24 protein-coding genes are annotated in these 21111 nt (G+C 32.6%); 17 read left to right on the top strand and 7 right to left on the bottom strand.

From position 1 onward, the window contains the following. Positions 1-82 precede the first annotated feature (82 nt). The 7 genes from NGI30_RS08695 to NGI30_RS08665 all read left to right on the top strand — a co-directional run bounded on the left by NGI30_RS08695 (position 83) and on the right by NGI30_RS08665 (position 5855). Positions 83-637 (top strand): helix-turn-helix domain-containing protein, encoded by a 555-nt coding sequence (locus NGI30_RS08695; protein WP_251943376.1) that lies wholly within the window; start codon positions 83-85, stop codon positions 635-637. A 71-nt stretch (positions 638-708) separates the two neighbouring features. After that, entirely contained in the window at positions 709-1653 is a 945-nt protein-coding gene (locus tag NGI30_RS08690; protein ID WP_251943375.1) for a FecCD family ABC transporter permease, read from the top strand. A gap of 71 nt (positions 1654-1724) precedes the next feature. Next, positions 1725-2420 carry an HAD family hydrolase gene (locus NGI30_RS08685; protein ID WP_251518777.1) on the top strand — a complete coding sequence of 232 codons (696 nt, stop codon included), beginning with the start codon at positions 1725-1727 and terminating at the stop codon, positions 2418-2420. A 3-nt stretch (positions 2421-2423) separates the two neighbouring features. Then, positions 2424-3224, top strand: a complete 801-nt coding sequence (locus NGI30_RS08680) for an alpha/beta fold hydrolase (protein WP_251518778.1) — start codon at positions 2424-2426, stop codon at positions 3222-3224. 259 nt (positions 3225-3483) lie between these two features. After that, positions 3484-3990 (top strand): SA0570 family protein, encoded by a 507-nt coding sequence (locus tag NGI30_RS08675; RefSeq protein WP_251943374.1) that lies wholly within the window; start codon positions 3484-3486, stop codon positions 3988-3990. 188 nt (positions 3991-4178) lie between these two features. Next, a complete protein-coding gene (locus NGI30_RS08670) occupies positions 4179-4892 on the top strand; it encodes a hypothetical protein (protein ID WP_251943373.1) in 714 nt (237 codons plus the stop codon). A gap of 165 nt (positions 4893-5057) precedes the next feature. Continuing rightward, positions 5058-5855 carry an alpha/beta fold hydrolase gene (locus NGI30_RS08665; protein WP_251518782.1) on the top strand — a complete coding sequence of 266 codons (798 nt, stop codon included), beginning with the start codon at positions 5058-5060 and terminating at the stop codon, positions 5853-5855. 441 nt (positions 5856-6296) lie between these two features. On the opposite strand, the gene sarA is transcribed toward NGI30_RS08665, so the two are convergent. Both sarA and NGI30_RS08655 read right to left on the bottom strand, forming a co-directional pair. After that, positions 6297-6671: a global transcriptional regulator SarA gene (gene sarA / locus NGI30_RS08660; RefSeq protein ID WP_251943372.1), complete on the bottom strand. Its 375-nt coding sequence runs from the start codon at positions 6669-6671 to the stop codon at positions 6297-6299. Between the two features lie 718 nt (positions 6672-7389). Then, the gene (locus NGI30_RS08655) at positions 7390-8319 is read right to left on the bottom strand and encodes a DMT family transporter (protein ID WP_251518785.1); all 930 of its coding nucleotides are present in this window, start codon (positions 8317-8319) and stop codon (positions 7390-7392) included. Positions 8320-8573: 254 nt separating this feature from the next. On the opposite strand from NGI30_RS08655, the gene NGI30_RS08650 reads away from it, so the two are divergent. Further along, the gene (locus NGI30_RS08650) at positions 8574-8810 is read left to right on the top strand and encodes a hypothetical protein (RefSeq protein ID WP_251518787.1); all 237 of its coding nucleotides are present in this window, start codon (positions 8574-8576) and stop codon (positions 8808-8810) included. Positions 8811-8907: 97 nt separating this feature from the next. Here the strand turns inward: NGI30_RS08650 and NGI30_RS08645 are convergent, their stop codons facing one another. Further along, positions 8908-9120, bottom strand: a complete 213-nt coding sequence (locus tag NGI30_RS08645; RefSeq protein WP_251518789.1) for a DUF2922 domain-containing protein — start codon at positions 9118-9120, stop codon at positions 8908-8910. Between the two features lie 13 nt (positions 9121-9133). After that, positions 9134-9340, bottom strand: a complete 207-nt coding sequence (sroA, locus tag NGI30_RS08640; protein ID WP_251518791.1) for a sigS mRNA-stabilizing protein SroA — start codon at positions 9338-9340, stop codon at positions 9134-9136. Positions 9341-9486: 146 nt separating this feature from the next. Between sroA and NGI30_RS08635 the strand changes: the two genes are divergently transcribed. From NGI30_RS08635 to NGI30_RS08595, 9 genes are all read left to right on the top strand, one after another. Then, positions 9487-10038 (top strand): tyrosine-type recombinase/integrase, encoded by a 552-nt coding sequence (locus tag NGI30_RS08635; protein WP_251518793.1) that lies wholly within the window; start codon positions 9487-9489, stop codon positions 10036-10038. 22 nt (positions 10039-10060) lie between these two features. Beyond that, on the top strand, positions 10061-12457 hold the full coding sequence (locus tag NGI30_RS08630; protein WP_251943371.1) for a DUF4040 family protein: 2397 nt from the start codon (positions 10061-10063) through the stop codon (positions 12455-12457). Beyond that, positions 12444-12869, top strand: coding sequence for a Na+/H+ antiporter Mnh2 subunit B (gene mnhB2 / locus NGI30_RS08625; RefSeq protein WP_251518797.1), 426 nt, complete (start codon positions 12444-12446; stop codon positions 12867-12869). Before NGI30_RS08630 ends, mnhB2 begins: the two co-directional genes overlap by 14 nt. Then, positions 12866-13207, top strand: a complete 342-nt coding sequence (gene mnhC2, locus NGI30_RS08620) for a Na+/H+ antiporter Mnh2 subunit C (RefSeq protein WP_251518799.1) — start codon at positions 12866-12868, stop codon at positions 13205-13207. The genes mnhB2 and mnhC2 overlap by 4 nt, the downstream gene beginning before the upstream one ends. Next, positions 13200-14702, top strand: a complete 1503-nt coding sequence (mnhD2, locus tag NGI30_RS08615; RefSeq protein WP_251943370.1) for a Na+/H+ antiporter Mnh2 subunit D — start codon at positions 13200-13202, stop codon at positions 14700-14702. The genes mnhC2 and mnhD2 overlap by 8 nt, the downstream gene beginning before the upstream one ends. Then, entirely contained in the window at positions 14702-15184 is a 483-nt protein-coding gene (mnhE2, locus tag NGI30_RS08610) for a Na+/H+ antiporter Mnh2 subunit E (protein WP_251518803.1), read from the top strand. The genes mnhD2 and mnhE2 overlap by 1 nt, the downstream gene beginning before the upstream one ends. Beyond that, positions 15181-15483, top strand: a complete 303-nt coding sequence (gene mnhF2 / locus NGI30_RS08605; RefSeq protein WP_251518806.1) for a Na+/H+ antiporter Mnh2 subunit F — start codon at positions 15181-15183, stop codon at positions 15481-15483. The genes mnhE2 and mnhF2 overlap by 4 nt, the downstream gene beginning before the upstream one ends. Then, positions 15458-15904, top strand: coding sequence for a Na+/H+ antiporter subunit G (locus NGI30_RS08600; RefSeq protein ID WP_251518808.1), 447 nt, complete (start codon positions 15458-15460; stop codon positions 15902-15904). Before mnhF2 ends, NGI30_RS08600 begins: the two co-directional genes overlap by 26 nt. Positions 15905-16276: 372 nt before the next feature. Then, the gene (locus tag NGI30_RS08595) at positions 16277-18328 is read left to right on the top strand and encodes a cation:proton antiporter (protein WP_251943368.1); all 2052 of its coding nucleotides are present in this window, start codon (positions 16277-16279) and stop codon (positions 18326-18328) included. Positions 18329-18620: 292 nt separating this feature from the next. Here NGI30_RS08595 and mntC read toward each other — a convergent pair whose 3' ends face one another. Genes mntC through NGI30_RS08580 form a run of 3 tightly spaced genes read right to left on the bottom strand, consistent with a single transcriptional unit; the run spans position 18621 to position 21102 of the window. Next, positions 18621-19544, bottom strand: coding sequence for a manganese ABC transporter substrate-binding lipoprotein MntC (gene mntC, locus NGI30_RS08590; RefSeq protein ID WP_251943366.1), 924 nt, complete (start codon positions 19542-19544; stop codon positions 18621-18623). Then, positions 19541-20374 carry a metal ABC transporter permease gene (locus NGI30_RS08585; RefSeq protein ID WP_502960381.1) on the bottom strand — a complete coding sequence of 278 codons (834 nt, stop codon included), beginning with the start codon at positions 20372-20374 and terminating at the stop codon, positions 19541-19543. Before NGI30_RS08585 ends, mntC begins: the two co-directional genes overlap by 4 nt. Next, positions 20374-21102, bottom strand: coding sequence for a metal ABC transporter ATP-binding protein (locus tag NGI30_RS08580; protein ID WP_251943365.1), 729 nt, complete (start codon positions 21100-21102; stop codon positions 20374-20376). The genes NGI30_RS08585 and NGI30_RS08580 overlap by 1 nt, the downstream gene beginning before the upstream one ends. Positions 21103-21111 lie beyond the last annotated feature (9 nt).

Genomic DNA, 21111 nt, shown 5'->3' with positions numbered 1-21111 from the left:
TTTTAGTGTACGAATGTACAACTATAACGTCCAGTGTTATGATATAATAAATTAACTTAAATTGTAAATGGTGGGGAAATAGATGAAAGATATTAGACATATAGTTTCGGACAATATCTCGGAATATAGAAAGCAAGCTGGCTTGAGTTTGCAGAAGTTATCAGAAATGACTGAAGTGAGTAAGACAATGCTCAACCAAATCGAGTCAGGTCAATCCAACCCTTCAATTACTGTATTATGGAAAATATCAAACGGATTAAATATACCACTTAGTAATCTGATTACTGATAATGAAGAAGATATTGATATTGTTGATAAATCCCAGATTCAACCGATGTACAACGATGATAAGACAACAGCTATATATCCTTATTTTTTATATAAAAAATATAGACCCTTTGAAATGTTCCAAACAGAGTTGCAGCCGAATAGTTGTTTAGTGACGAATTCGCACCACGAAGAATCAATGATTTTTTTATTTGTTACTAAAGGTGAATTGAAAATAAATATAGAGGGTGAAACATATCATTTATATGAAGAACAAGCGATCAAGTTTAATTCCAATTTAAATCACCATTATATGAATGATTCATCAAAACTATCGAAATTTATTTCTCTATTACACTATATTGACTAATAAAATATTCAAAAAAGTTAACAAGTAATAGTATAGTGAGTATTGAAAAATTCAATGAAAGTGTGGAAAACATGAAGTTCAAAAGCGTCTTTTCAATATGTTTTATCGTACTTTGTATGTCGGTGGCTTTGAGTTTGATGTGGGATATTTCTAGTATTGAGAAAAATCTATTTGAACCGATTTTAGTACAAGTACGTGTGCCTAGAATTTTACTAGCGATGATAACAGGGATGGGCTTAACGCTAGCAGGTCATATGTTTCAAACCTTATTAAATAATCCTTTAGCAGACAGCTTTACACTTGGGTTATCTAGTGGCGCCACATTTGGTTCAGGACTAGCGGTGGTATTTGGGTTATCTTTTGTCTGGTTATCAATATTTTCAATTATGTTTAGTGTGCTTACATTAATACTTGTGCTTACGCTTACTATGGCGATGTCTAAAGGTTATCCTATGAGAACTTTGATTTTATCTGGGATTATGGTTGGAGCTTTATTCAATGCATTTCTGTATGTATTAATTATCTTTAATGAAAGAAAGCTAAATAATATTATTAATTATATGTTCGGTGGTTTTTCTTCTGCAGAATATCACGAAGTCGTGTATATTAGTATTGTATTTATCTTAAGTATCATCATTCTATTAACGTTGATGCCAAGTATTAAATTATTACAATTAGGAGAGTTAAGCGCTAAATCTTTAGGTTTAAATGTGACTATTGTAACTTATGGTGTTTTATTGATATCATCAGTCTTAACAGCAGTGATTGTTGCATTTGTAGGTATCATAGGGTTTATAGGCATGGTTATTCCTCAAATTGTACGGCGTCAGTGTAATAGCTTTGACTTAACACAACAAATGATTTTAAATGTGACCATTGGCGGTATTGTAATGGTAATTGCAGATTGGATAGGCGGTAGCTTATTCCAACCGTTACAAATTCCTGCGAGCATTGTAATGGCATTATTAGGCATTCCGGTTTTATTTTATATGATGGTAACAGAGCAACGTAGCTAGTTTAGATATTGATGTGAGTATTTAAGAATTTATATTAAGAACGCTTTGTTTAAATGAAGAGGTAATGAATAATGGACTTAACAAAAGTAAAAGCAGTTGTTTTCGATTTAGAAGGAACACTCTTAGATAGAAAAAAATCACGTGATAAATTTATTGAGGAACAGTATGAACGTTTTCACGATTACTTCGTTCGTATTCAACAAGCTGATTTCAGAAACAAATTTATCGAGTTAGATGATGACGAAGACCACGATAAGCCTGAAGTATATAAAGCTATCATTAGAGATTTCCATGTGGATCGTCTGACTTGGAAAGATTTGTTTAATGATTTTGAAATGCATTTTTATCGTTATGTTTTTCCATATTATGATACGTTATATACGTTAGAAAAATTAAATAAACATGAATACTTAACTGGTGTTATCGCAAATGGTAAATCGAAAATCAAGCAATTTCGGATGCACGCTTTAGGTGTAGAAGATGCTATCAATTATTTAACAACGTCTGAAACAGTAGGTTATCGTAAACCACATCCAAAGATTTTTGAAGATATGTTAGACCAATTAGGAACGTTACCTGAAGAAACAATGTATGTAGGTGATGATGCCTTAAATGATGTCGCCCCTGCAAGAGCAATGGGAATGATTAGCGTTTGGTTCAAAGAAGGTGAGGCTGAAATAGAGCCATTACCTGAGGAAGTAGATTTTACTATTTCCACATTAGAAGAGCTATTGACGATATTACCAATTTCAAAAGAGGAGAGTTAGCGAATGGATTTATTTACTACGAACGATGGTACAGTAATCAATTACAGGACAACAGGTGAAGGTGAAGCAATTGTAATGCTTCATACAGCTTTTGATAATTTAACTATTTTTAATGATATAGAGTCCGAATTTAATGATAAATATCAAGTCGTACTCGTTGATTTAAGAGGTCATGGCTACTCAGATAAAAAGGATTATATTCATTTTGCAGAATATGCTGAAGATATTAAACAATTACTTGATTACTTATATATAGATCATTGTTCATTTATCGGGCATGAAATGGGTGCTTCAATTGCCGCAACGATTGCAGCGCGTAATCCAGACATGGTGAAATCTCTTACCTTAATAAACCCAACATTACTTAATGATATGTTCCCAGGAGAACGTTTATATCGCAAGTATGCGGAAAAAATACGTAACTGGGATGAAAATGATCAACAAAAATTCTTAGATTCACATTTGTATTATTCTAAACGTAAAGCTAAAAAACAACTTAAACATATGTCTACGACAAATGATTTATTAACGAAAAAAGAAAGAAATGCTGTTAAAGCCTCATTTAATGATAACCGTATTACGGATTATTTAAGTCAATTAGATCTACCAACTTTAATTATTGCTGGGCAACACGGTGAACGTACAACAGTTGTAGAAGCTAAAGAAGTAGGAGATTACATTAATAATGAAGTGAAATTTGTAGTATTTGATAAATCAGGTCTATATCCATTTAGCGAAGAAAAAGAAAAGTTTGTAACATCAGTGAAACATTTTTTGGAAAATAATTTAGTGAAAGAAAAATAAATACATTCTTGTCCTTAGTAATATTTCTCTATGTGTATAATGTTCTATATTTTGGGTAATGATAACTATACATCTCGTTGAAAATTTCAATGAATCTTTGTTTTTTATAGTAAGTAACAATATTTTTCACTTTGCACTTCTAAAGTCAAATTAAATTATTTGCATTATTTGTAACACTTCTGTAATATAAAAGATGTATTGATAACTGACAAAAGTAAAATGGATATAAAGCATTACATATAGAGAAGGAGAGAGTGCTATGAAAAAAATGATAGCGGCTGTTTTAGTCACAGGTATAGCAGTTACAGGCGTAGGTGCGGGCAATGCTTCAGCAGCAACAGGTAATACAATGCACAATGTTGAACAATTACAGAATGGTGATACAACATTAGAAAATGCCAAATTAGGTGATTCAATTCAAAGCGTATTGAAACATAATAGCACACCAATTTATTCAGAAAGTGCTGATGGTAATGAACACTTTTATGAATTTAATAAAAAAGACGGTCGTTTTGTAATTACAGCAGACGGTAAAAAGAACAAAGGCCATATTACACGTATTTCTATGAGTTATAATAAAACAAATGGCCCATCTTTCGAAGATGTTAAAAAACAACTAGGTGACGATGTTATTTCACGTTCAAATTATAACAGTGTAACAGGTAACTTTGGCTACATCCAAGACGGTAACGTTTCATACCAATTCAGTTCACAATCACCACAAGACAAAGATATTAAATTATATCGCATTGATATTGCAAAATAGAGCGCTTATAGATATAAATTAAAATATATTATAGCCGACAAGTTTAAATAAATAGGACTTGTCGGTTATTTTATTTGTTATTATAGTTGATATAATAAATTTAAATTGAATTACATGTGGGATGTAGTAACATAAGATATACATAATATAAAGCGCACGTTTCAATTGAAGTAGACAAGGAGACGATTATGAAAGCGAATGACAAAGTATTAATTGAAAATATTAATGATTATTTTACTCATAAAGGGCTTTCTCCTAATTTAATAGATGATATCAAAGTTAAGTTAAAGAAAGACATGAAAAAATCAGAAGAACGAAAAATGGATTATATTGAATATCGGTCAAAATCTCCAGCTGAAATCATTTTGACAATTCAAAGGAATTTATTCACGTTACAAATTAACCCCGTCGTATTCTTTATTATCAATTTTATATTGATTTCGTACTTATATGACAAACATTACGTTGAATTCCAAGCGACACCTGGTCTAAACATATTTTATTTAATTATCATTCTACCATTATCGATATTTATTTATTTCCGCATACAGTGGAAAAATTATTTATATAGTAATAGGTTTGAACGGATTATCGCATCCGTTATAGCGGTTGTCGCCTTTATTCTCGTAGTAGCACATACATTTGGCTTAAATTTAGGCATTGTCTCCGTGACGATGGTTACACACCAATTTGTATTTTTTGTAGGTATTATTCTTAGTATTGCGGGTGTTTATTTTAAAAGGTTAGAATTCACAGGTATTGGTTTATTACTCTGTCAAAAAACAATAGATTCAATGGTACGTGACCCAAATATTGCTCAAATTGTTTCACTCGTTATTTGGGTTCTACTGTTAATCGTAATTATTTATTATACCATTCGTATTTCTTCAAGAAATGCTTAATAAAAAAGGTCGGTTCTACGTTAGAATCGACCTTTTTTATTTTAAAAGACACTATAAAATTCAAGGGAAAGCACGTTTATGTAAAAAGATAATAGGAGTTTTCTGTATCAAGCGTAACCTATACGCATTGAGGGTATAAATCAGAGTAAAGGGAGGTGACCCAATATGAAAAAAGTTGAAACAAGTTTCGACAATGAAATTGCTTATATTCGTGAAGGCCATGGAGTGCCCTTAATTTTAATCCATGGACTGGATAGTAATATGGCTTCATTTTATAGTTTGAAAGACGAATTAAAGACGATTTTCGAAGTCATCATTTATGATGTACGTGGTCACGGTAAATCAACGAAGCATGAATCTTTTGATATAAATGACCATGTTAAAGATTTATATAGTTTAATGGAAAAATTAAATATCGAAGCGGCACATTTAGTCGGACATGATATGGGTGGCTTAATCGCTAAACATTTTACAAATCAATTTGACACAAAAGTTTTATCTTTAACATTGGTAGCTACCAACCTATTTGATAGTGTGGGTGGTTTAAATAAATTAATGATCGACCACCAAGATGAAATAGAAGGGTTTGATAAATCTGAAGCGTTGATTATTTTATTCCCTTATATTTATCAAGAACAACTTAAAGCCCGTAAGTGGTTACAGGATCAAAGAATTTACAGCAGACAAACGTCAGAAGATAGTGCTATTGCAACGCGAGCATTAATGAATTTTCCATTATTGAGTCAAAATGAAGTGATTGAAACAGTAAATGTACCAACACTTATGATTTATGGAAAACATGACCCGTTAGTTGATTTAGATAATCTCAATCAAGAATCAATAGCAGGGGATGAATTAACCGTATATACCTTTGAACATTCGGGACATGCCCCGCATATTGAAGAAGCTGAAAATTTTATTCAAAAATACTTAGAATTTACTAATCAAGGCGTTGTAGAATAGCAAGATAGTCAAGGTTTAAGTCTTTATAATATACATGTTATTGATTATTATACTTACATCCTTTTATGCGAATTTTTTGCAATTTTAAAAATATTTCAATGTTATACTTGAATATGTATAGTAAATTATTGAAAAAAGTCCATCTCAAAGGTTCATTCAATCTTTGAAATGGGCTTTGTATTATTTTATTTATATAATTTGTACGAGCTTCACTTTCAATATGTCCTGTTCAAACTTTAACCAAATCTTATAGTTAATAATTATTAAAATAAGATACTTTCATTGTATAAAAATAGAAAAGGCAATTTCTATATTTTTCAATAGAAATTGCCTTTTCTCGGTCTGTGAACGTGATATTCCAGACGCATATACGTTTATAAAATATGAATAGTGTATTTATAAGGTACACACGTTTTATTTGTTGTGTGAATGTGATATTAATTAAACTTCTTTGTTGTCGTTTGCTTCTTTAATTCGGTCATTAACGCGTGTTAATAGTTCATTGATTTTTTTACGTTGCTTTTTATTAACTAAGATTAATACTGTTCTCTCATCGTGTTCATTACGCTTTTTAGCGAAATAATCTTCTTGAGATAAGTTTTTAACAGCTTTTACAACTTGTGGTTGTTTGTAATTTAAGTGATTAATAATATCTTTTAAATAATATTCTTCACTTTCATTTTCACTGATATACGTTAATACTGCAAATTCTTCAAAACTGACTGAAAATTCTTTTTTAATAATTCCTTTTAATTTATCAGCATATGTAACCATAGCTAATAATTCAAAGCAATCATTGATTTTTGAAATAGCCATTGAAATTCCTCCCTATTTGAAATAGCCTTTTAGAATACATAATAATTATATTTTTGTATCATTGCCTAGCTTAAATTGTTTAGGTATTCAAACACCTACAATAATTTATGGCTTAATTATATTCATGATGAATATATTAAAGCCTCTATTATTTAGTTAATTATAACTAAATGAAAATAAAAAGTAAACAAAAAAATGTTTAAGCAACACAACAATGGAATAAGCTATAAATTGAATAATTAACTTACCCAAAATTTTATATATATTTATTTCACACCATTTCAATTTTTTGTCATTCAATAAATATAATACTAGAAAATAAAACGTTCAAAAAAATTATATTTACGATGTGTACACAATCTATCCATATGTTACATATAATTTAATTAAAGCATCACTAAATTTCAGAAAATGAAACTTTAATATATAAACAATAATACCCATTATCACACCAGATTAACGGTTTTAATAAAATTATAATTTAATCGTAAAATAATTACTATAAATTTAATATTGCTGATAAACTTTTGGTGTATCAACTTTTTCTTTTAAGAAATATTACAATAATAAATTTTACGAAGGGTCTAGCAAAATGTGATTGCAATAAGACTAAAGTTTATAAGGATTTCTTTGAAAATAATAATGATAAATATTTATTGTGTTTGATTCGCAAGTCGCAACTTTATAACGATTTTATCAATAAATAAATGTAATATTTTTAAAATAAACGTAATATAATTATGCCAACCAAAATAGCTGTGATACCGATTATTTTTCTTGTAGTGACTTTATTTACATGTGTGCCTAATAAACCGAAATGATCAATGATAAGTCCCATCAACATTTGACCGAGCATAACAATGATGGTTGTTAAAGCAGCTCCAAGATGAGGCATTAAAATAATATTTGTAGTTACAAATACTACACCTAACAAACCACCTATAAAATACACAGGTTTTAAACGTCCTTGTTGTTTATGATGTTTTGTCATTTTTAAACTGCGATTAAAGATAAGCGTCAACATAAATAAAGCAATAGTCCCGACAGCAAATGATACGAGTGAAGCCATAAAAGATGAATGTAGTTGCTTTCCTAAAGCACTATTAATGGCAGTTTGTACTGGAGGACAAAATCCAAAGCAAAACCCTAGTATTAGCCATAAGCGCGTGTTTGTATTTTGAACCGATGTAGTGTTTTGCTCTCGCACATAATTCATTAAAATAATGCCAAAAAGTAATAACACTATCCCAAGCGCCTTTAACCATGTAAACGATTCTACATTAGCACCAAAGAAACCAAACGTATCGATGATGACACCCATAATAATTTGTCCGGCAACAGTGATCACAACGGTTAACGAAGCGCCTAACCGAGGTAATAGTAATAAATTTCCTGTCAGGAATATTACACCTAATAATCCACCACAAAACCATAAATAATTGAATGATTGTGATTCGTAAAAATGTGGCGTAAATACGTGCGGGTTAATACATAAATTTAAAAAAATTAAGAAAACAGTACCCGTAGCAAAAGATATCGTCGACGCATAAAAAGAAGATTTAGTATAAAGACTTAATCGTGAATTGATTGAAGTTTGAAAAGGTAGCACCATTCCGGCAATGATACCTAAACAATAAAGTAAAAACATAGAATCACCTTTTATATGTAGTTGTAAAATCATTATAGTTTATTGTAAAATAATTTCCCATTAAACCGATTTTTTTGATGTGTTTAATTACATAATAAAAAAATGATGTACACAATACACAAAATACATTAAAATATAATTAGTGATTACTTTTAAGTTAGTAATTAATAAATTCCAATTTGCCAAAGGAATACATGGTAAATACTATTATTTAAAATAGTCATAATCACATTAGAAACGAGTGAGAAAATATATTGAAGCAATTAAATATCATACGTCTTTTGAATGAAGATATATTTTTCATTGGTGCTGGTCATGACATCGGTATTGTGAAAAATCAATTTATCGAGGTGCTTAACCCGCGTAGATCTTATAAAAACTTAGCTCAAGTCACTGAGGTATTTGACCAATATGCGATGTGCGAAAAGTTAGGAGAAAAGAAAATATTCTTTGGAGATACAGTGAGATTGAGACCACTTAAACATAAATAGCCCTAGCAGAGATTATAGGCGTTCTCTACTAGGGCGTTTATTTTCTATGAATTTAAATAAATGAATTACTGATTTTATTGACTGGGTATTATAAAGTTTAGAACAATACTTTCGTCGTTTTATCTATAATTTGAGCAGATTGGATATCTGTCGGAATGCCTGTTTTAGGGCGTAGTATATCTAAAGCAAGCATATCTTTCATGCTCTCTTTAATCACTGAATCATGCGTGAAGTGTTCAATTTTAGGAATTTGTAACTTAATTGTTTTGTTAACAGCATCATTGAATAAAAGTTCTAAAGTTTGTGTCATTAATTTTTCCTCCTTATTTAATTTGTTCTGTAGTAATAACTTCAAGTTTTTCGAATCGTTCGCCAGTTAGTTTTTCAATAATAGCTTGAAAACTCTTTAATTGGTCGTGCGTTGCTGAAGTGTTTAAGTTTGAGAAGTGGCGTTTATAAGTAACAGGTTTGCCGTCTTTATCATTTGTATTGCGCGACATAGTAACTTCTAACTTATTAATATTATTCATGATGATTTCCCTCCTTTCACTTATATATATCGAAAAAAATAGCGCAATTGGACAAATAAATTTCTGAAAATTTAGCTTAAATACTTTAATGTTACTAAAATATATTATATCCTTAAATAAGGAACATTGAAAAAGAGGTGACGAAGTTGAATCAAGTTGATCCAATAAGGGAAATTGAAGAAATTACTGCGATGTATGATGTTTTACAACATAAATCGACGAGAGACTATTTATTATTTAAATTTGCAATACATACCGGAGTGAAACTCAGTGATTTATTAAATATGAAGGTAAATGATATTAAAGATTCAGAAGGGGATGTAAAGGCTTATTGGGTAGAACAACAAGCGCCGGATATCTATATCCAGTTACCTGACTTACTCCGTGACGAGTTATCCCAATATATTAAAGTAGAACAGTTAGAAGATGATGGTTTGTTATTTCAATCAAATCGAACTGCAAACTGTTTGTCTAGACAACAAGCTTACCGCATTATTCATTCAGCTGCGGCTGAGTTAGGTATGGTACATATTGGATTGACTACGTTGAGAAAGACGTTTGCATATCATGCATACCAATCAGGTATCTCTATTTCTATTATTCAGAAATATTTAGGTCATCAAACAACATTCGAAACGATGAAATTTATTGGCATTTCTACTCAAAAAAGTAAAACCACAATTGCATTAAATTTATAAACTTTAGGGAAGGGGGTAGATGATGAGTTTAATCGTAATATTTTGTATGCTGTTGCTAATCATGTGTGTGCTATTAGTAACTTGTTTAAATGATCAACTACAACGACTCAGCGGTTACATTGCATTATTAGCACCAGTAATCACATCTATTTATTTTTTAGTACAGTTACCAAAGGTGTTAAATGGACATTATATTAATGTGCATATACCTTGGATGTCTAATTTGAATATTAACCTTGATTTTAGAATAGATGGGTTGAGTTTATTTTTCAGTTTACTTATCTCGCTAATAGGCGTGGCAGTATTTTATTACGCAACACAATATTTATCTAAGGATTATGACCATTTACCGCGATTTTATATTTATTTAATACTGTTTATGTTAAGTATGTTAGGAATAGTAACTTCAAATAACTTAGTGGTTCTATATATCTTCTGGGAACTAACGAGTGTTGCTTCGTTTTTACTCATTTCATATTGGTATAGTAAGGGTAAAAGTCAATTTGGCGCCATGCAGTCGTTCGTCATTACGGTGTTTGGTGGCTTAGCAATGCTTATCGGTTTTATTATGATTTACACAATTACCGGTACATTCACTATTACTTCAATATTGAAACATAGTGATGAGATTGCACATAGTACTTTATTCATACCAATCATTATTATGATATTAATCGGTGCCTTTACTAAATCTGCACAATTTCCATTTCATGTTTGGTTACCTAAAGCAATGGCAGCCCCAACGCCAGTTAGTGCTTATTTACATTCAGCTACAATGGTAAAAGCCGGTATCTTCCTATTATTGAGATTGACACCGTTACTCGGTCTAAGTAACTTTTATTTTTATGTGGTCACTTTTGTAGGTCTCGTAACGATGATTTACGGTGCTATCAATGCAATCCGACAATATGATTTAAAAGGCATTCTTGCATTTTCTACTATCAGTCAATTAGGTATGATTGTTTCCATGGTCGGGTTAGGAAGTGGTTTTGCACAAAATAGTACAGGTGCATTAGCACAAAGTTACAGCTTAATCTTATTTGCAGCAATCTTCCATTTGATGAATCATGCACTATTTAAAGGGGCATTGTTCATGGGGGTAGGCATTATTGATCATGAAACAGGAACACGAGATATCCGTAAATTATCTGGTTTGAAAAAGGTCTTGCCTCTAACGCATATCATTATGTTACTTTCGGCTTTATCTATGGCAGGGATACCGTTTTTAAATGGCTTTTTAAGTAAAGAAATGTTCTTTGATGGACTCGTGCATGCATCCAAATTACCACAATTCAATATTGTGTTGACCATTATAATTACTTCAATCGGCGTGATAGCGAGTATTTTTACGTTAATTTATGCATTATACATGATTAAAGAGGTATTTTGGGGTGATTTTGAAAAGCCCGAGCAAGCGCCAACACCTGTACATGAACCACTTAAATTCCTCTTACCTTCCGGCATCATGATGTTGTTACTTCCAATCATATTTGTGGTTCCTAACGTGTTTGGTCATTTTATTGTATTACCAGCGCTAAGAAGTATTACAGTTGGAGAGAAGGTAGATAAGTTCGCACCGCATGTCTCTCAATGGCATGGATTTAATTTACCATTATTATTAAGTGTTATTGTTATCCTCATCGGTATACTCGGTGCACTTAAAGTTAACTGGAAAAGGTATAGCGCAATTACATCAGAACAATCTATCTCTAGTATGTATTTAAATACTTTTAAACAGTTTGAACATTATTCTGGTAAAAGTATACGGGGGTTAATGAATAACCGATTGAATCATTATATTATTCTTACGTTGCTCATATTTATTGGCATTGTTTTTTATGGAATGATTCAAATAGGTATGCCTAAAGTACATCTCATACATGTCAGCGGATTTGGCCCGTTAGAAGTGATTACCTTGGTGGTAGTATTTATCATTGGTATTGCATTAATATTTATACGTCAACGTCTGACGATGGTCATATTAAATGGAATCATTGGTTATTGTGTCACAATCTTTTTCATTTTAATGAAAGCACCTGATTTAGCTTTAACACAACTCGTTGTTGAGACGATTACCACAATTTTATTCATCGTCAGTTTCTCTAGATTACCTAACGTGCCAAGATCCAAGGTACATAAACGTCGAGAAGCTATTAAAATTGGTGTTTCATTAATGATGGCAATCACGGTCGTGACACTCGTATTTATAGCTCAACAAAGTGATGCGATGTCTTCAATTTCTACTTATTATCATCAAGCATATAAATTAACAGGTGGTAAAAATATTGTTAATGCTATCTTAGGTGATTTCCGTGCATTGGATACATTATTTGAAGGCTTAGTATTGATTATCGCTGGTTTAGGTATTTATACGTTACTTAACTTTAAAGATAGGAGGGGTCAAGATGAAAGAGAATGACGTTGTATTAAAAACCGTGACAAAAATTGTCGTTTTTATTCTGTTAACGTTTGGATTTTATTTGTTTTTAGCAGGACATAATAATCCTGGCGGTGGCTTCATTGGCGGATTGATTTTCAGTTCAGCGTTTTTACTCATGTTCTTGGCCTTTGATGTCAAAAAGGTATTAGTTTCATTGCCGCTGGATTTTAGAATATTAATGATTATTGGTTCGTTAATTTCATTTGTTACGGCAGTTTTACCAATGTTTTTTGGTAAACCATTCCTCTATCAAACGGACGCACACATTCATTTTCCTATATTAGGTGAAGTACATGTGACTACAGTGACACTATTTGAAGCGGGCATCGTTTTAGCAGTTGTTGGTGTAGTAGTGACTGTGATGTTGTCGATAAGTGGGGGTCGTTCATGAATATTTTATTGTTATTAGTTATAGGATTTTTAATATTTATTGGAACGTACATGGTTCTGTCAGTGAATTTAATCCGTATCGTTATCGGTATTTCTATTTTTACTCATGCAGGCAACCTCATCATTATGAGCATGGGGAAATATAATAAGCATATGAATGAACCATTGATAGGTTCTGGTAATACGGCATATGTTGATCCATTATTACAAGCAATCGTGCTGACTGCGATCGTCATTGGCTTTGCGATGACAGCGTTTTTACTTGTGCTCGTATATAGAACGTATCGTGTGACGAAAGAGGACGAAATTGACGTGTTGAGAGGTGAAGAGAATGATTAGTAATTTATTAATCTTTCCATTGTTACTTCCAGCCGTCTGTGGATTAATTCTTGCTTTTGTCCGAACTCAAAGTAGATTATCACGTGTGTTATCTATCGGTGTAATGGCGCTTACGACGCTCATTTCCTTATATTTATTAATACATGTTATGAGATATAAACCGATTGTATTAGATTTCGGTGGTTGGAAAGCACCTTATGGTATTCAATTTGTTGGTGATGAGTTGAGTTTACTATTAGTAACGACATCGAGCTTTGTCGTAACGCTTATCTTGTCATATGGCTTTGGTCGTGCTGAAAAAAGAGCAATCCGTTATTATTTACCAAGTTTTATTTTATTCCTAACAGTTGGTGTGATTGGCTCATTTTTAACAGCAGATTTATTTAATGTTTATGTCATGTTTGAGGTCATGTTATTAGCCTCGTTCGTACTTATCACATTAGGCCAATCAGTTGAACAGCTACGTGCAGCAATTATATACGTAGTCTTAAATATTATTGGCTCATGGTTGTTATTACTTGGGGTTGGATTACTCTATAAGTTAACTGGCACACTCAATTTTGCGTTAGTTGCACAACGCATAGGAAACATGCATGACAACAGTGCAGTTTTCATTATTTCGATGATTTTTCTCGTGGCATTTAGTGCTAAAGCTGCGTTGGTCCTCTTTATGTGGTTACCGAAAGCCTATGCAGTGTTAAATACTGAACTTGCAGCATTATTCGCTTCGTTAATGACGAAAGTAGGTGCCTATGCATTGATTCGATTCTTTACATTAATCTTTGATGAAAAAGTAGGTCTTACGCACAATCTTATGATCTTCTTGTCGTGTTTGACGATGATTATTGGTGCATTTGGTGTGCTCGCATACACTGATATGAAAAAAATCGCTGCCTATCAAGTGATTATATCGATAGGATTCATCATATTAGGGCTTGGTACACATACTTTCGCTGGGACGAACGGGGCAATCTATTATTTAACGAATGATATTGTCGTAAAAACACTACTATTCTTTGTTATCGGTAGCTTAGTTTACGTTACTGGACACCGTCATTTTCGCCATCTCAAAGGATTGGCGAAGAAAGAGCCATTCTTCGGTGTAGTATTTGTAATTATGATTCTTGCAATTGGTGGCGTTCCTCCGTTTAGTGGATTTCCTGGGAAATTATTAATTTTCCAAGGTGCGATACAAAATGGAAATTATGTCGCGTTAGGTATGATGGTGGTAACGAGTCTGATTGCAATGTATAGTTTGTTCCGAATTTTCTTCGTCATGTACTTCGGAAATAGTGAAAAAGGAGAGCACAAAGATTACCTATCTATTCCTAAATATCGTAAAGTGCTCTTTGGCATATTATTAACGGCTGTTATCTTTATCGGAATAGCTGCACCTGTCTTATTAAGCGTCACTAATAAAGCTACCGAGTTAAATTATAAAGATGGTTTATATGAACAAACAGTCAATCCTCATCTTGTAAAGGAGGCTAAATAATGAGACAAGTCTTACTCAATATTGTCATTGCTTTATTATGGGTCTTATTCCAAGACGAAGAAGCATTTAAAGCCTCGACATTCTTTGCAGGATATTTAATCGGTGTCATCGTAATTTATATATTACATCGTTTTTTTGGACAACAATTTTACCTGAAAAAAGTATGGGTAGCTGTAAAATTTTTAGCAGTATATTTATACCAACTCGTTACTTCAAGTATTTCGACAATTAATTATATTTTATTTAAAACAAAGCGTATCAATCCAGGACTCGTAGCATATGAAACAAAGCTGACTAGTGACTGGGAAGTCACTTTTTTAACGATCTTAATCATTATTACTCCGGGGTCTACAGTGTTGCGTATCTCAAAGCAAAAGCAGAAATTCTTCATTCATGCCATAGATATTTCGGAAAAAGAGAAACAGAAATTACTTAAAAGCATTCAACAATATGAAAGTCTCATTTTGGAGGTGACGGAATGATAGATATATTAATTAACTTTTTCATTACCAGTTCACTTGTTATTTTCGGTATTGCGTTGTTGTTAACATTATTCAGAATCATTAAAGGTCCAACGACTGCAGATAGAGTCGTCGCATTTGATACGGTTAGTGCGGTGCTCATGTCTATCGTGGGTGTTTTAAGTATAATATTTGGGACTTTCACATTTTTAGATTCAATATTGCTCATTGCTATTATTTCATTTGTAAGTTCTGTATCGATTTCACGATTTATCGAAGGGGGGCACGTCTTCCATGCCAACAGTAAACGAAAGCGTTAATCTTATCGCAGCGATTATGATGTTTTTAGGTAGTATTATTGCTTTGATTAGTGCGATTGGATTGATTAAATTCCAAGATGTATTTTTACGAAGTCATGCCTCAACCAAGAGTTCGACACTATCCATATTACTCACTTTAGTTGGCGTTATTATTTACTTTATCTCTTCCCAAGGATACATCAGTGTTCGTTTAATATTAGCACTCGTATTTATCAACTTGACTTCGCCTGTGGGAGGCCATTTGATTGCTCGAGCGGCCTATAGAAATGGCGCCTATATGTACCGTAAGAGTGATGCACCTAGAGGAACGAGTATTTTATTAAGTTCCAATGAAAATAATACGTTTGAACAATTAAAGAAAAGAGCGGAAGCACGCGAGGCGCGAAGACGTGACTATGCTGAAACAACTGATGAAGATTAAAATAAAAATGTAATAACCTATTTGTAATCTGTGAGATAATAGATTGCGAATAGGTTTTTCTATATATATTTAAATAATATAAAATAATTAAAAGTAATGTAATTATAAGTAAAATAGAGCAAGACATTTAATCAATAACAAAAATAATGGTAAAATTAATTCGAGTGTAATTGTATGTTTAATTTATTGAGAAATTTAGCATGGGTTAAAAATGATATAAGGTGCCTGTGCTTAATATAAGTTAAATAGTTGTTGTCAGAACATTCAGTAAATGACAAATTAGAGATTGAGACACATTTAGCTTCAGCAGTTTATATTTGTTTCAACCTCCACAAATAATCAATCACAAAATAAGATGTAAGAGGTGAAACTTTGCAACTATTTGAAACACTACTCATATTTTTGGCTTTAGTTATTATTAGTTCTTTAGTACATATATTCCTTTCTAAAGTCCCACTTGCTTTTATTCAAATTATACTAGGTGTGTTACTTTATGTTACACCTATCCCCGTGGAATTTAACTTCGATTCTGAATTATTTATGGTTGTTTTAATCGCTCCATTATTATTTGTTGAAGGTGTCGATGTATCCAGAGTACATTTGAAACGGTATATTAAACCTGTGTTGATGATGGCGTTAGGCCTTGTATTTACAACTGTTATTGTCGTAGGTTTCTTTGTACATTGGATTTGGCCTGATTTACCTATGGCAGCCGCTTTTGCATTAGCAGCTATTCTTTGTCCGACAGATGCGGTAGCGGTGCAAGCAATCACTAAAGGTAAAGTCTTGCCGAAAGGTTCTATGACAATTCTTGAAGGTGAATCGCTGTTAAATGATGCTGCTGGTATTATTTCTTTTAAAATAGCAGTCGGCGCATTAGTGACGGGCGTATTTTCAATAGGACAGGCGGTTGAACAATTCCTAATTTCCTCTATAGGTGGTTTAGTCGTAGGATTTATTATTGGTATGGCATTGGTACGTTTCAGAGTGACGTTATCACGCCGAAGTATAGAAAATATTAATATGTTTACCTTTATCCAATTAATGACGCCTTTCGTTACTTATCTTGTAGCTGAAATGTTTCATGCGTCAGGCATTATTGCAGCAGTCGTTGCAGGACTCATCCATGGATTTGAACGTGATCGAATTGCCCAATCTAGGACACAACTTCAAATGAGTTACAATCATACTTGGAATATATTGAGTTATGCGTTAAATGGCTTTGTATTCTCGATCTTAGGTTATCTCATACCTGAAGTTGTAGGACGTATTATTAAACATGAACCAGAGAATTTGTTATTTTTAATTATAATCACTTGTCTTATCGCACTTGCTGTTTATGCGTTTAGATTCTTATGGGTGTTAGTGCTCTATCCATATTTCTACTTACCTGTCAACCCATTCCAAAAAATGATTACACAAAACGAAGAAGATCAGGCTGTAACTGAAACACCACCTAAACGTAGAAAATATGCTTTTATCATGTCACTATGTGGTGTTCATGGAACAATCTCATTGGCAATTGCATTGACTTTACCGCACTTATTGGCGAATCAAAAAGCATTTACTTTCCGTGATGATTTATTATTCATATCTTCAGGTATGGTATTGATAAGTCTCATCGTGGCACAGTTTGTATTGCCACTCGTCACACCTTCAATCGTAGAACCAGAAGATAAAGGGATGAACTTTAAACAAGCACGTATTTATATATTGGAAAAAGTGATAGATAATTTACATCAAATGTCTTCAATCGAATCTAGTTTCCAATATGGTAATGTAATAAAAGACTATCATGACAAGCTTGCGTTCATAAGAACTGTTGAAAAGGACGATGAAAACACGAAAGAGCTTCAAAGACTACAAGCGATAGCCTTCGATGTGGAAAATCAAACGCTTAATAAATTAGTCGAAGAAGGCAAAATTACATCTAGTATTTTAGATAACTACATTCGATATTCTGAAAGAACACAAATTTATAAGCAGGCAACGTTATTGCAAAGATTGAAGTTAAAAGGGAAATTACTTATTTTGAGAAAGAGAATGAAACGCAACATGAGAGTGAATGCTGCATCATCTTTATCAATTATTGAAAATTTAAAAGAAATTTCAGCTGTCATGCGTCATGTACACTATGATGTGGTTACACGACTAGTTGAAGAAACAACTGAAGATAATAAACTTGAAATTGGTATGGTCGGCGATAGTTATTTAATTCGTTCTGAAAACTTAACGCCTTCAAACTTCTTAAGTCCTCAAAAGGAAACTTCTGTAACGAAAATTAAACTCACAGCATTGAGAGAACAACGCCGTATTTTAGGACAAATGATTGAAGATGAAAAGGTGAGCGAAGCAACTGCATTGAAAATTCGTGAAGCGATTAACTATGATGAAATGATTATCGTAGATCGCTTAACAGATTAAATAAAAAGGCTGGGAAATCTTATATTTCCCAGCCTTTTTATTGGCAACTACTAACTTACACGAAAAAGGGAATATGAAACTTATTTCAAACTGAGTTAGCTGTGCCTAGGCAGTACTAGATTATAAAAACATTATTATATAATAGTAATGCTCTCATTGATTGGGGCTATTGAATACCGCCATGCCGTACGTACTAGGGGAGGATAACGTACGGCATGGAACTATTCAGAATTGAGATTTAACTTGAGGTGATTACTGTGGTTAAGTCTCAATTCTTAAAATAGCCTGCTCGTTATTTCATGCTTTTATGAATCGTGTCTATGTTATGTTTCATCATATCGTAATAGGAGTTACCATCTGAGTCTTTTGGACCGATGGAGTCAGTAAACACTTCACCATAAATATCTTTGTTCGTATCTTCACTTAAACTTTTCATTGATTTTTTATCGACACTTGTTTCAACAAGAAGATGTTTAAGCTTGTGTTGTTTTACAAATGAAATTGCTTGTTTCATTTGGTTAGGTGTCCCTTGCTTTTCTGTATTGATTTCCCATATATAACCCGAGTTGATGTCATATTGCTTTGAGAAATATTTAAACGCACCTTCGCTTGTAATCATAGAACGTTCTTTTTTAGGAATATCTTTGAATAAGCGATGACTCTTCTTGTTTAACGTTTCCAATTTGTCTATGTAGTTGTGGCTACGTTTTTTAATCGTTGTTGCGTGTTTGTGATCTTTTTTAATAAGTGTTTCTTGAATCGTTTTACCATATTTAATGCCATTTTCTAAACTTAACCAAGCATGCGGGTCTTGTTTGGACGCATTGCCTTTTTCGTTATTTAAGTAAAGTGGTTTAACCTTTTTAGATACTTGAATGACTGAATTGTCTTTCGTAGATTTACCAGCTTGGTCTAATGCTTTATCGAACCAACCATTGCCTGACTCTAAATTTAATCCATTGTAAAACACAATATCAGCATCAGTTAACGCCTTAATATCTTTTGGTTTTACTTTATATTCGTGTGGATCTTGACCAATGGGTACGATGCTATGTACTTCGACGTCATCGCCACCAATGTTTTTTACCATGTCGTAAATAATAGAGTTCGTTGTTACAATTTTTAACTTTTCGTGGTCTGATGCGTTATTTTTATGTGTATTACACCCAGTTAATATGAGCATAGTAAAGAGCATAATTACGAATAGTTTTTTCATGTTGTTTGTCCTTTCCTTGTTAAAATAGTTAACTTTTTATAAATAAAAATAATGATATATATACTAAAGGCACATAATACGATAGTTGCTCCACTCGGAATATTGTATATATAACTAAAATAAAGACCGATGATTGCACTTATCGTACTAATTAAACTTGAAATGATCATCATCGTGGATAAACGTTTCGCGATTAAAAAGGCCGCTGAAGCGGGCGTAATTAATAAGGCGACAACTAATATAATACCTACTGTCTGTATACTTGGTACAGTGACAAGAGACAGTAACAACATAACGAAATAATGTAAAAATGTTGTTTTTAATCCACTTAGTCTACTGAAAGTTGGATCGAAAGTTGAAATCATTAGTGGTCTATAAAATACGATGATGAGGACCATGACAAAAACACTTACGCCAATCGTTGACCAAAAGGTTTCGTTTGTAACTGCTAATAAGTTTCCAAACAAAATATGGTATAAATCTGTTGTACTATTTATCAAACTAATTAAAATGACGCCTGAAGCTAGAAATGCTGTAAAGCTAATACCAATGGCGGCATCGGGCTTCGTTTTACTGTTCTTTGTAATAAAACCGATAAAAAAGCTTGCAACCATACCAGTTACTAACGCTCCGAAAAACATCGGGACTGCGAAGTAATAAGATAAAGCAATGCCTGGTAACACAGCATGACTCATCGCATCTCCCATTAACGACAGTCCTCGAAGAATGATTAAACAACCAACTGTGCCACACACAATCCCTACGATAATCGAGAGAATAAAGGCATGATTTAAAAATTTATAATCGAATAAATGTTGTAAAAAATCCACTATGCATAACTTCCTTTCGTTTCCTTGTTGGCCGAAAGAAAGACGCTATTGATTTGTTCCGGTTCCATTGCCTGTTTGCTATCTCCAAAAAACTTTACCGTTTTATTAATCAAAATGATACGGTCGAAATATGTTTCAGCAGATGATAAATCGTGGTGAACGATGAGTAGTAACTTGCCTGCTTCCTTTAACTGTTTGAGTTGGGTCATTATAATTTGTTCGCTACGAAAATCCACGCCTACAAATGGTTCGTCGAGTAAATAGATATCGCTCTCACTCATTAATGCACGTGCGATTAATACACGTTGTAACTGACCACCACTTAACTGAGAAATTTGGCGATGTCTCAAATCCTCTAATTCCATCTTTTTGAGTAATTCATTGAGCTTATCTTTCGTTTCACGTCCTTTTTTCTTAAACCATCCTATATTTTTATACGATCCAGAAATAATCACGTTTGTCACGTCTATTGGAAAGTCCAAATCAATTTGTGATTTTTGAGGTATGTAGGTAATGGCTTTGAGATGATTGGTTATCGGTTTATTTTGGTAGTTAATCTGACCAGAATATTTAAATTCACCAATAATAGATTTGAAAAGTGAGGATTTTCCTGCACCATTTGGACCAAATACACCGATAATTTCTCCTTGTATAGGAATGTTTAAGGTGACGTTATGTAAGACGTGTTTCACACCTAAAGTTAAATTCAAATTTTTAATAGATAACACTTTAGACCT

The sequence above is a fragment of the Staphylococcus sp. Marseille-Q5304 genome (assembly GCF_943737015.1).
GTDB classification, from domain to species: Bacteria; Bacillota; Bacilli; order Staphylococcales; family Staphylococcaceae; genus Staphylococcus; species Staphylococcus hsinchuensis.
Note: the sequence above shows the minus strand (reverse complement) of the source record. Positions and strands in the feature narration are given on the sequence as shown.